7 protein-coding genes are annotated in these 12,764 nt (G+C 68.1%); all 7 read right to left on the minus strand.

Annotation, left to right across the window (positions count from 1 at the left end; translation table 11 throughout):
- Positions 1-12: 12 nt before the first annotated feature.
- On the minus strand, positions 13-3,531 hold the full coding sequence (gene rpoB, locus G6N31_RS16990) for a DNA-directed RNA polymerase subunit beta (protein WP_098002432.1): 3,519 nt from the start codon (positions 3,529-3,531) through the stop codon (positions 13-15).
- A gap of 297 nt (positions 3,532-3,828) precedes the next feature.
- Complete coding sequence (locus G6N31_RS16995; protein ID WP_234815215.1) at positions 3,829-5,535, minus strand: hypothetical protein; 1,707 nt, start codon at positions 5,533-5,535, stop codon at positions 3,829-3,831.
- Between the two features lie 175 nt (positions 5,536-5,710).
- Positions 5,711-7,267, minus strand: coding sequence for an alpha/beta fold hydrolase (locus G6N31_RS17000; RefSeq protein WP_098002431.1), 1,557 nt, complete (start codon positions 7,265-7,267; stop codon positions 5,711-5,713).
- A 416-nt stretch (positions 7,268-7,683) separates the two neighbouring features.
- Complete coding sequence (locus tag G6N31_RS17005; RefSeq protein ID WP_098002430.1) at positions 7,684-8,763, minus strand: ABC transporter ATP-binding protein; 1,080 nt, start codon at positions 8,761-8,763, stop codon at positions 7,684-7,686.
- Positions 8,764-8,918: 155 nt separating this feature from the next.
- Positions 8,919-11,603 carry a helix-turn-helix transcriptional regulator gene (locus G6N31_RS17010; protein ID WP_098002429.1) on the minus strand — a complete coding sequence of 895 codons (2,685 nt, stop codon included), beginning with the start codon at positions 11,601-11,603 and terminating at the stop codon, positions 8,919-8,921.
- A gap of 47 nt (positions 11,604-11,650) precedes the next feature.
- The gene (locus G6N31_RS17015) at positions 11,651-12,172 is read right to left on the minus strand and encodes a DUF4333 domain-containing protein (protein ID WP_109790828.1); all 522 of its coding nucleotides are present in this window, start codon (positions 12,170-12,172) and stop codon (positions 11,651-11,653) included.
- Positions 12,165-12,692 (minus strand): DUF4333 domain-containing protein, encoded by a 528-nt coding sequence (locus G6N31_RS17020; RefSeq protein ID WP_234815214.1) that lies wholly within the window; start codon positions 12,690-12,692, stop codon positions 12,165-12,167. The genes G6N31_RS17015 and G6N31_RS17020 overlap by 8 nt, the downstream gene beginning before the upstream one ends.
- Positions 12,693-12,764: the final 72 nt, after the last annotated feature.

A 12,764-nucleotide genomic window follows, 5' to 3' on the forward strand; every position in this document is an offset into this window, starting at 1 on the left:
AGTGACCAATAACTAAGCGAGATCTTCGACAGAGGCAGATTCGTTGCGCGACAGGTTGATTCCCAGGTTCGCGGCAGCGCGCTCCAGGTCCTCGTCGTCGCCGTCACGCATCTCGATCGCCGCACCGTCCGAAGACAGCACCTCGACGTTCAGGCACAGCGACTGCAACTCCTTGAGCAGCACCTTGAACGACTCCGGGATGCCCGGCTCGGGGATGTTCTCGCCCTTGACGATGGCCTCGTACACCTTCACGCGGCCCACCGTGTCGTCGGACTTGATGGTGAGCAGTTCCTGCAGCGTGTAGGCGGCGCCGTAGGCCTGCATGGCCCAGCACTCCATCTCGCCGAACCGCTGACCACCGAACTGCGCCTTACCGCCCAGCGGCTGCTGGGTGATCATCGAGTACGGACCGGTCGAGCGGGCGTGGATCTTGTCGTCCACCAGGTGGTGCAGCTTCAGGATGTACATGTAGCCGACCGTCACCGGGTACGGGAACGGCTCGCCGCTGCGGCCGTCGTAGAGCACGGCCTTGCCGTCGGCGTCGACCATCGTCTCGCCGTCGCGGTTGGGCAGCGTCGACCCGAGCAGACCGGACAGCTCGCCCTCTTGCGCACCGTCGAATACCGGGGTGGCCACCAAGCTGTCCGCGGGAGCCGAGTGCAGCTCCTCGGGCAGCTTCTCCGCCCAGTCCGGGACCCCCTCGGTACCCGCGACGTTGAGGTTCCAGCCGGCCTTGGCGACCCAACCGAGGTGGGTTTCCAGGATCTGGCCGATGTTCATACGACGCGGCACACCGTGGGTGTTCAGGATGATGTCGACCGGGGTGCCGTCGGGCAGGAACGGCATGTCCTCGACGGGCAGGATCTTGCCGATGACGCCCTTGTTGCCGTGGCGGCCGGCCAGCTTGTCACCGTCGGAGATCTTGCGCTTCTGCGCGACGTAGACGCGCACCAGCTCGTTGACACCGGCGGGCAGCTCGTCGTCGTCCTCACGGGAGAACACGCGGATGCCGATGACCTTGCCGGACTCACCGTGCGGCACCTTCAGCGACGTGTCGCGGACCTCGCGCGCCTTCTCGCCGAAGATCGCGCGGAGCAGCCGCTCCTCCGGGGTCAGCTCGGTCTCACCCTTCGGGGTGACCTTGCCGACCAGGATGTCGCCGTCGCGGACCTCGGCGCCGATGCGGACGATGCCGCGCTCGTCGAGATCAGCGAGCACCTCGTCGGAGACGTTCGGGATGTCCCGGGTGATCTCCTCGGCGCCCAGCTTGGTGTCGCGGGCGTCGATCTCGTGCTCCTCGATGTGGATCGAAGTGAGCACGTCCTCCTCCACCAGACGGTTGGAGAGGATGATCGCGTCCTCGTAGTTGTGGCCCTCCCACGGCATGATCGCCACGAGCAGGTTCTTGCCCAGTGCCATCTCACCGTTCTCGGTGCACGGCCCGTCGGCGATGACCTGGCCGGCCTCGACGCGCTGACCGGTGTCGACGATCGGACGCTGGTTGGCGCAGGTGCCGTGGTTGGAGCGGGCGAACTTGCGCATCCGGTAGGTGTGCCGGGTGCCGTCGTCGGCCATCACCGTGACGTAGTCGGCACTGACCTCCTCGATGACGCCGGCCTTGTCGGCGACGACGACGTCACCGGCGTCGATCGCGGCGCGCAGCTCCATCCCGGTACCGACCAGCGGGGCCTCGCTGCGCACCAGCGGAACCGCCTGGCGCTGCATGTTGGCACCCATCAGGGCACGGTTGGCGTCGTCGTGCTCGAGGAACGGGATCATCGCCGTCGCGACCGACACCATCTGGCGCGGCGAGACGTCCATGTAGTCGACCTCGGCGCTGGAGACGTACTCGACCTCGCCGCCCTTTCGGCGGACCAGCACGCGCTCCTCTTCGAACCGCCCGTTCGCGTCGATCGGCGAGTTGGCCTGCGCCACGACGTGGCGGTCCTCCTCGTCGGCGGTCAGGTACTCGATGTCATCCGTAACAACACCGTCGACGACCTTGCGGTACGGCGTCTCGATGAAGCCGAACGGGTTGACCCGGGCGTACACCGACAGCGAGCCGATCAGACCGATGTTCGGACCCTCCGGGGTCTCGATCGGGCACATGCGGCCGTAGTGGCTGGGGTGCACGTCGCGGACCTCGAGGCCGGCGCGCTCGCGGGACAGACCGCCGGGGCCCAGCGCCGACAGGCGACGCTTGTGGGTCAGGCCCGACAGCGGGTTGTTCTGGTCCATGAACTGCGACAGCTGCGACGTGCCGAAGAACTCCTTGATCGCCGCCACGACGGGACGGATGTTGATCAGGGTCTGCGGCGTGATCGCCTCGACGTCCTGGGTGGTCATGCGCTCGCGCACGACGCGCTCCATCCGGGACAGGCCGACCCGGATCTGGTTCTGGATCAGCTCGCCCACGGTGCGCAGACGACGGTTACCGAAGTGGTCGATGTCGTCCACCTCGACCGGCACCTCGGTGCCGCCGGGGACAGTCATCGTCTTGTCGCCCTGGTGCAGACGGACCAGATACTCGATGGTCGCGACGACGTCCTCTTCGGTCAGCGTCGAGCTGGTGATCGGCTCACCGACGTTCAGCCCCAGCTTCTTGTTGACCTTGTAGCGGCCCACGCGGGCCAGGTCGTAGCGCTTCTCCTTGAAGAACAGGTTCTCCAGCAGGGTCTGCGCGGATTCCTTGGTGGGCGGCTCGCCCGGACGTAGCTTGCGGTAGATGTCGAGCAGCGCCTCGTCGGTGCCGGCCGTGTTGTCCTTCTCCAGCGTGCTCATCATGATCTCGGAGAAGCCGAACCGCTCGGTGATCTGCTCGTTGGTCCAGCCGAGCGCCTTGAGCAGCACGGTGACGGGCTGACGACGCTTGCGGTCGATACGCACGCCGACGGTGTCGCGCTTGTCGACGTCGAACTCCAGCCACGCGCCGCGGCCGGGAATCACCTTGACGCTGTGCAGCGTCTTCTCGGTGGACTTGTCGATGGATTCGTCGAAGTACACACCGGGCGACCGGACCAGCTGGCTCACCACGACACGCTCGGTGCCGTTGATGATGAAGGTGCCCTTCTCGGTCATCATCGGGAAGTCGCCCATGAAGACCGTCTGGCTCTTGATCTCACCGGTGTTGTTGTTGATGAACTCCGCGGTGACGAACAGCGGCGCCGCGTAGGTCATGTCCTTGTCTTTGCACTCGTCGACGGGTGCCTTCACCTCGTCGAAGCGCGGATCGGAGAAGGACAGCGACATCGAGCCGGAGAAGTCCTCGATCGGGCTGAGCTCTTCGAGCACCTCCTGCAGACCCCCTCGGGGGTCCACGTCGCCGCGATCGACGGCGCGCTGGAACCACTCCTCCGAGCCGACCAGCCACTCGAAAGACTCGGTCTGAACGTCGAGAAGCCCCGGAACCTCGAGCGGCTCACGGAGTTTTGCGAATGAAATTCGGTTCGGCGCTCCGGGAACAGAGCTATTAGTGGTAGCGGTATTTGACTCGATCTGGCGGGACCCTGCCAAGATGCATCCTTCCAGCACCTCAAGCGACGTTTCTCAGGATCCGGATGCTCCGGATGGAGGTGTGCCACCGGACCCTGCGCCGCGCATCTGCGTCGGTTCGGCTGGCTTCACCAACCTGTCCGGACGCAGGGCACGGATCTAGATCTCTGAGCAGACCTCAGAGAACCGCGTGCGAAGCGGGTCTTGGAAAACCGGAGTGGGCAGGATGCAGCCAGCGCAACGTCCAACAATAGCGCAGGACGCAACATTCCTCAACAACCGCGTGCATCCTCGACTACATGGGGCGCGTGGCCGGTCGGGCGCTGGCTGGCCGTCTCAACCCGTGCATACATGCTGGCCAATAGATTGGCCCGGTTTCGCCCCGTCGTCAAGAGATAACGCGGTGTTTGGTGTGGAGTTTTTCGACAGGTGCGCGGCGCCGGTGTCCGATGCGGGCAGGCAGCCGGTGAGGTTCAGCGTGAAGATCCACTGCGAGAACGCGGTGAACACCACGTCGATCAGGGTCAGCCGTTCCGGCGGCCCGGGCGAGACGTAGGCCTGCGCCGGGCCCCGCGACGTGGCGATCTGCAGGACCTCTCCGGCGGCCCCGTAGTACGGCGACTGCAGGTCGGGACCGAGTCCGGCGAACATGTCGTTGATCCACGCGGCGCTGAGCAGTTCGGCCGCCTTGACGTTCTCGGCCCTGGAGATACCGGTGACCAGGTTCAGCGACAGCTGGACGAGCGGGTTGCCGCCGGTCATCGGGTCGGAATGCAGTCCGCCGATCAACCGCACTCCGGTGAACGCGCCGGGTCGTGCGGTCGCCAGGGCGGTGTTGGCCGCCCCGTTCTGGTTCCAGAAGTAGGACTTGCCCGACAGGTTGAAGACGGGCACGTCGACCGGGAGTGCGGCCAGCGCGTTGGGCACCACCGGCCCGAAGCCGACCCCGTCGAGCATCACCACCCCGGCCAGCCGGTCCAGCGTGCCCGCGCCCGCCATCGCTCCGGCGGCACCGGCGGCCAGGCCCCCGCCGAGGGAGTGCCCGACGAACACCACGTCGTCCACCCCGGCCAGCAGCGTGCCGTACCCCGCGGCCTGCGCACTGTCGGCCAGTGCGGTGCTGTCCGCCGCGAACAGCTTCGCCACCGCCTGGTGCATCGGCGACCCGCCCAACCAGCACCCGTCGCAGGCCAGGAAGTTCGAGGTGAGCGACACGGTGACGACGACGCTGTCGGTGGCCTCGGCCAACCGGGCGGCTGTGTGGCTGTAGAACGGGCCGGCCGCCAGGAATCCGTGCTGGAAATAGATCAACCGGGTCGGCGGCGGGCCGTCGGGCACGTACCAGTCCGCCAGGGCACGGTAGCCGTCCCCGCAATCGATCTCGAGCATCGAGGTGGAGACGGTCACGTCGCTGTCGCGCGGCAGGATCGGCGGTCCGCCGAGCACCCGCAGCGCCAGCCCGTAGACGTTGAACACGGCGCTGCCGAGCAGGCTGAGCACGGTCGGCCGGCCGGGTCCGGTTGCCGCCGCGGAGGCCTCGGCGTTGCGCAGGGCCCGACGCACCGACGCCGGAGATTCCGTGGGTGCTGCGGCGTCCGGCGCCGCGGCTTCTGTGGCAACGATGCGCCGCTCGACAGGTCGAGGGTCGGGCTCCTCCGCCGGCTCGTCGACCGGCCCTGTCTCGGCCGGCGCTGTCTCGGCCGGCTCTGTCTCGGTCGGTTCTGTCTCGGTCGGCTCTTCTTGGGTCGGTTCTGTCTCGGTCGGCTCTTCTTGGGTCGGTTTCTCTTCGACCGGTTCCGTGTCGACGGACTCGTGTTCGACCACAGCCTCGACCGGCCGCGTCCCGGAGCGCTGACGTCTCTCGCGGCGCGTCTCAGTGCGGTCTGCCCGCGTCTCGGCGCGGGCGCTGCCGGTGTCGGCCGATGTGGCACTGGACCTCGTGTCTGGCCCGTCCCCGGTTTCCGCGTCGGCCACCCCGGCGCCGGCGAGCATGGCTGCCGACAGTCCCGCGGTGACGATGCCGGCACCGACCAGCGAAGTCACTCGTCGCCGCATCGACAGCCCCCGTCCCTTGGCGCCCGAATCCGGCAAACGCTACCGCGCACCGACCACAGCCGCGCCGATTTGGCCGGCGTTGTCCGGCCAAAGTGCACTGAGCGTCGCGGCGACCGGCCGATGACGACCGTGCGTGCACCTTCGCGGAAAACGCATGCGACGCTCAGGCCGCCAACCGGCCAGCCGGCCGGCAGTCGACGGCAGCCGGGTTGAGCAGGCACGCGAACACCTGGTGCAGCGAGCCGAGCGGAATCGTCTCCACCGACAGCACCTCGGCCTCCTGGCGCCACCAGCCGGCGAGGATCTCCAGCGACGAGCCCGGCTGGCCGTAGAACTTGGCGGTGTGGGTGCCCCGGAGCAGGTCGCCGATCCACCCCGCAGCGACGGTCTCGCTGACCGCGACGTTGCCCGGCGCGGAGAAGCCGGTGGCCAGGTAGGCCAGGAATTGCACCGTCGGGCTGGCGCTCTGCATCCCGTCGGAGTGCTTGCCGCCGCTGAGCAGGAGGCCGGTGAACTCCCCCGGGCGGGCCTTGGCGAGGTGATAGCTGGCCTCGCCGTAGACGTTCCAGTTGGCCGGTTCGGCGGCCAGGTTGTACACCGGGATCGAGGTGGGGATCTTGGCCAGCGCGGTCGCCATAGTGCCGAAGAACGCGGCACCGTCGAGCATCACCACACCGGCGAGGTCGTCGGCCTCGCCCCGCTCGACGAGATAGCCGGCCGCGCCGACCGCCGCGCCACCGCCGGCCGAGTGGCCAGACAGCACGACCCGGTCGGGCAGCCGCCCGTTGTACCCGGCGAGCTTGGCGCTGGCCTGCAGCGCCTCCCGATCCCCGGTGAACAGGTCGGCGATCGCGCGATAGGTGTGCGGCAGCATCAGCGGGTAGTTCTCGAGGTCGAAGACGTTCCACGTCAGCGTCGGCGCGACGACGATGCTGTTGGTCTTCTCCGCCAGGTAGGCCGCCGTCGCGCTGTAGAACGATGCGGTGGCCAGGAAGCCGTGCTGGAAGTAGATGATCCCGGTCGGGCGGCGAGTGCTGGTTGGGAAGTACCAGTCGGCCTTCACCTCGACACCGTCTCCGAGCACCAGGGTGGAGCGCTCGGCGCGGACCCGGCTACCGAACGGGGCCCGCAACGGACCGGCGAGAAACTCCATCGTGCGGGTGTAGAGGTTGTACACCGCGGTACCGATGTCGTTGAGCGTGTCGAAGACCTTGGCCAGCTCGTTCGCCGCGCCCACCCACGGGTTCTGCGCGGCCGACGCCCGCAGCACCACCGCGTCGTCGCGCGAAGAGAAGTCGGTCTCGATGCTCTGCACGAACGTGCTCTCATCGGGGACCTCGTCGTCGGCCGCATCGGCGGGGACCTCGTCGTCGACGCGCTGCGCCTTCTTCTCGTCGTCCCCCACGGGGAGAGACGGCGCAGGTTCCTCCGGTGCGGCCACGTCATCCGAGGTCCGCTCCGGCGTCTCGGCCTCCGCGGTACCGGCCTCGACGTCGGTTCGCTCGACATCCGGCTCGGGTTCGGGTTCCCGACGTAGCGCCGCACGGCGGCTCTCGACGCGCGCGGCGCGGTCGAGCCGCGCATCCGCCCGCGACGTCGATTCGGTGCGTCTGTCCTGCGAACCGGCCTTGGAGTCAGCGGTCCGGCTGGACGCGGGCGCCCCGGAATCCGCTGCTGACGCACTTCCCTCGGCATTCGCGACGCCCGCTCCGGCGAACATCGCAGCTGACACACCCCCCGCCAATACGCCTGCCCCCAACAGGACTCGATAGCGGTCGACCATTCTTCTCCCGGGTTGAGTACCACAGAAATGTGCACGCGCACGCGATCCTGGCAAACTCTATAAGCGCCAGCGTCAATTTCGCAACCCCGCGACACGAAAAAATGGCAGCCGCCCGGCATTCCCTCGATTCCGCTGATAGAGGTCTGATATCAGGTGGCACCGGGCGTCGGACAGCGCGGAGTCGCGAGAGGCGTCCAAATCTTGACTGCTGTCAGTGCAAAATCAGCAACGGTGGCCACTTCTGCCCCGCGCGTGCGCGGATCCCGCCGGCCCGAGCCGGGACCGAACACACAAAAAGGGCCGGGCCCGGACGCGACGTCCGGACCCGGCCTTCTCGGGTGAAGCTCAGCTGGTCAGCGGTCTCCTGCCACCGGGATGCGACCCGTCGGCGCATCGTCCTCGGCGTGCTGCTGACGCGTGGTGCTGTCGTCGGGGTAGTCCTGCACGGAGTGCTGCTGGCCCTCGAGGTCCTGCCGGATGGCTTCCTGGGCGGCCGGCGGCAGCGTGTGCATGATCTCGCGCACGCGAGCCTGGCGGCGCGCGACGGCCTTGCGCTCGGGCATCCCGGGGGTGGCCATGACCTGCGGCGGCACGCCCTCGATCTCCTCCACGCCACCGTCGTGGTGGCCGGCGTCGATCATGGCCTGCTCCTCGGCCATCGTCGACTCGTCCTTCTCCTCGGACATGCCGATCGGCCCGATCCGGCGACCGTTGAGGAACTGCTTGACCACCGGCTCGTCACTGGTCAGCAGCACCTCGCGGGGGCCGAACATGACCAGCTTCTTGCGGAACAGCATGCCCATGTTGTCGGGCACGGTCCGGGCGATGTTGATGTTGTGCGTCACGATCAGGATCGTGCAGTCGATCTGGGCGTTGATGTCGATCAGCAGCTGGGACAGGTAGGCGGTACGCACCGGGTCAAGACCGGAGTCCGGCTCGTCGCAGAGGATGATCTGCGGGTCGAGCACCAGCGAGCGGGCCAGGCCGGCGCGCTTGCGCATACCGCCGGAGATCTCGCCGGGGAACTTGTTCTCGTCCCCGCCCAGACCAACCAGGTCCAGCTTCTCCATGACGATCTTGCGGATCTCGGATTCCTTCTTCTTCGTGTGCTCACGAAGCGGGAACGCGGTGTTGTCGTAGAGGCTCATCGAGCCGAACAGTGCGCCGTCCTGGAACATCACGCCGAACAGCGTGCGGATCTCGTAGAGCTCCTTGGCCGAGCACTCGATGATGTTGGTGCCGTCGACGATGATCCGGCCGCGCTCGGGGCGCAGCAGACCGATCAGCGACTTCAGGAAGACTGATTTGCCGGTACCTGACGGGCCGAGCAGAACGCTGACCTCACCTGCGGGGAGGTCGAACGTGACGTCCTCCCAGATTCGCTGGGCTCCGAAGGACTTCGTCAGTCCCTCAACCTGAATGCCAATGCCCACGCGGATTCCTCTCAACCAGTCCCGGATTCCTCACCACACACATCCCGCCTGTGGCTTGAGTCACTGTAGCTTACGCTCCACGCGGGCAACACCGGACCAAGATCCGCAGGTTGGACATCTCGGCGGCCCCGCGCGCACCTTTGCCGGATCGGATCTCAGCCGACAGGCTCGGCGCCGAGCAGCACATGGCGCGCGGCTTCCGTACGCGAGGCGACGCCGAGCTTCCGGTAAACGCGGTAGAGGTGGTTGGCGACCGTCTTGGGGCTCAGATGCAGCCGCGTGGCGATCTGCTGATTGGTCAGGCCTCGCGCCACCTCGTCGAGCACCCGGCGTTCGACGTCGGTCAGCCGGTCGACCACGGCCGGACCGAGGTGCGGGTTACTCAGCTCAGTCAGCCGCGCAGCCCACACCCCCGCGCCGAGGCGGCGCACGGCGTACTGCGCATCGGCGAGGGTCCGGTCGAACTCGGGACCGCTTTCCAGCAGCTGCGCCTTGTCCAACAGGGTGCGTGCCCGGTCGAACAGGTCCGTTTCGGGGTCGTACCCCGCGATCGCGCGATCGAACATGTCGAGCGCGGCGGCGGGATCTCGCGCGACCGTACAGATCGCGCCGGCACGCCACGCGGTCGCGGCCGTCCACCGGCTCGCGCCGGGGGTCTGGGCGACCTCTCGCAGGTGGGCGACGACGGCGCCGGCCTCCTCGCTGCGACCGAGAGCCACGTAGGCCTCCACCAGGTCGGCGTGCCAGCGCGCTAGCTGCGGCGCCAGGAGGCCGCTGATCTGCTCGAACGACCAGCATTCCGCGAGATGGGTGACGGCGTCCGCGTGCCGTCCCGCCAGGAGTGCGGCCAGGCCGGCGTTGGCGAGCAGGAAGTACCGGGCGCCAAATGTCGACTGCTGGTCGGAGATGTCGAACCCCAGCCGGAAGTCGTGTGCCGCTGCCTCGTCGTCGCCGCGGATCGCGTGCACCCGCCCACGAAGAGACAGCCAGAACGGGGCGAACGCCCGCTGTCCGGTGGCCAGGCTGAGTGCGATCGACTCGTCGAGGCAGTCCATCGCCTCGTCGAACCGGGATGCGCGCACCTGCGTCTCACCGAGCGCGCCGAACGCCATCGCCAGCGATGCTCGGGCACCCATCCGGCGGGAGTGCGCGATCAACGCAGTCAGATGCGTGGCGGCCGCGTCATATCTCTCGGCGAGGGCGAACGCCCGCCCGAGGTGCAATCCGACCAAGGGGTCCACCTCGATCAGCGCGGCGGGGTCGATGGCCTCGTGGAGCGTTTCGACGATCTCATTGGCCCGCGCCTCGTTCTGCGCGCTCACGGCGTGGGCCAGGATCACCCGGGCCACGGCTTGCTGCGGCGAACCGGGGCGACTCCGGGCGACGGCCACCTCTGCACTTCTGCCCACCTCGCCGACCATCCCCAACATGCCCAGCGGCAGGGCCATCGTGGCGTAGACCACGCCCTGCTCGTCGGCGGCGGCGCCGGCTGCGGCTTCCTGCAGTCGCTGCCAGGCCCGGGCCGGCTCGCCGTGGAGGGCCTCCAGCGTCGCCATCCTGAGCATCGCCGTGGTGCGCGGCTGGGTGTCCGCCGGGTCGTCCAGCACGTCCTGCAGACGACGCCGGGCGGCGCCGGCTTCGCCTGCGGCGGCGAGCAGGGTGGCGGCGTCGACGCGAAGCCGGCCGCGCCGCGCCTCGTCGCCGGTGATGTCGACTGCACGGTCGAGGAGCCGCGCCGCCGCCTCGGCTCCCCCGCGGGCACGCAACTGCCACGACGCTTCGGCGATCTCGTCGACCAGAGCATCATCGGGCCCGGTGGTGCCGCGCGCGCGGTGAGCCAGTCGCACCTCCTCGGGCAGCGACGTCGCATCGGCCAACTCCAGATTGAGCTGTCGCCACCGATGCCGGGGCATTCGGTTGACGGTCGCATTGCGCAGGAGTGGGTGGCTGAGCACCAACCGACCCCCGTCGAGACCGGCCAGCCCGGCTTCCTCCAGTTCTGTCAACGCTCGGCCCCCGGCCCCCGGCCGAAGCGCGGTCAGCAGCGACCACGATCCATCGGCGGAGACGGCGGCCAGCTCGAGCACCTCGCGAGACTCCGGGCTCAATCGGGCCAACTGTGCGGTGAACACGGTGTGCAGGGCGCCGGTCAGCGGGAAGTCCTCCGGCAACAACTGATTGCCGGCGAGTTGCTGGGGCGACAGCGACGCGGGCAGGTGGGTCAGCGCCAGCGGGTTGCCCCCCGAAACCTCCAACAACCGCTCGGCCACGTGACCGGCGATCGGGACCGGGCTGGATTGGTGCAGCAGGGTTGCGGCGCCGTCGGCGTCGAGTCCCCGAAGCCGATGGACGGGGAACCCCTCGGCGAACGCCTCCGCCGACGGCACGGGCCGACCGGTCACGACGACCAGAACATCGCCGGGCGCGCAGCGCCGCAACGCGAGGTTGAGCGCCGTGACGCTCGCCGGGTCGGCATCGTGGATGTCGTCGATCAGCACGGCACCGGGACCGGCGCTCCCACGGTCGACCAGCGCCCCCGTCAACGCCTCCGCGGCCTGTAGCGGGTCGATCTCGCCCAGAATCCGGGCCGCCGCGTGATCGTCACCCAGAGCCTGCGCGATCCCCGCGGCGGCCGACATCGGTGCCGACAGGTCACCGCCCTGGCAGACCACCAGCCGTGCGGGTGTCCCGATGAAACCGGCGAGCCACGAAATCGCTTCGGATTTTCCGATTCCCGCGTCGCCGAGCAGGACGAGAGTGCCGCCGGCGCCGTGGCAGGCATGTTGCCACCCTTTGCGCAGGGTGTCGGTCAGATCCGGCCGCCACGCGATGCCCGCCATTGTGCAGGCAAGGTTAACGCAGTTGGTGCCGCCCGCGAGTCGATGTGCTACTCGACGACTTCCCAGCTGACGTCGCCCTGGGCGTTCTTCGCGGTCACGACGATGTCAGCGCTCTCGTCCTCGACGGGCTCGGTGGCCCGGCAGACGAAAGTGTCCCCGACCGCGACCACGATGATCCCCTCGCCGCAGTCGACGGTGATCCGGGTCTCGGCGAAGTCGGAGATCTCGCGCTGCAGGACGTCGACGGTGTCGGCGAGGTCGAAGACGACGTCGACGGTCTCGTAGTCCACCTTGTAGTCGTTGATGGCGGTCACCGTGACCTCGACGCGAACCTTGTCTGGGGCGCCGATGTCGGCGAGGCAGGTGAATGTGTCGTGCGGCATCGGGTCATCGATCCGCTGGCAGTCGACCCCGGCGACCTCGACGGGCATGCCCGCGTACGACTCTTTCAGCGTGTTGCCGACGTTGGACTCCAGGGCGTCGTAGTCCAAACCCGAACCGCATCCTGCAAGGAGGGCCAAGCCCGGAGCGACGCCGACGACGATCGTGCGGGTGAGGTGTCTAGTCAACGATCTGCCAATTGTCGTTGCCGTCCGAATCGACCGCCACCTGAACCGTCTTCTCGACGAACTTGCGGTCCACGGCGGTGCAGGTGAAAGCGCCGCCCCGCGGGACGACCTTCAACCCGTCACCGCACTGCACGGTCACGGGAAAGCCCACTTGCTCCTCGATGTCCGCGTCGAGCAGCGCGGCCGTCTTCGCCATATCGAAGACGATGTCGAGGGTGTCGAACCGCACGTTCCCGTCATCGTCCTCGACGGTTACTTCGACACGGACCTGCTCACCGTCGAGTTCTGCGTGACAAAGGAAGGTGTCTCCGGCGCTCGGGCGGGGCTGCGACCTCGGACAGGTGACGCCGGACGTGCTCCGCGAGATCTGCGCGTAGGTGTCGTCGAGCTTGTCGGCGATGCCGGACTCGAGCTTGTCGTAATCCGGCCCGCCGGCCGAGAAGGAGAAACTGCACGCGGTCACCAACAGTGCGGGCGCGAGGGCGGCGAAACGCGTGAGACGGGAAGCGGCGGCAAACACGGATCAACCGTAAGCGCAGTTCAGCGCCTTGAGCCATGGGTAGAAATACCCAACGAACACCAGTGGGGCCGG

Origin of the sequence: Mycolicibacterium duvalii (assembly GCF_010726645.1) — a bacterium.
GTDB classification, from domain to species: Bacteria; Actinomycetota; Actinomycetes; order Mycobacteriales; family Mycobacteriaceae; genus Mycobacterium; species Mycobacterium duvalii.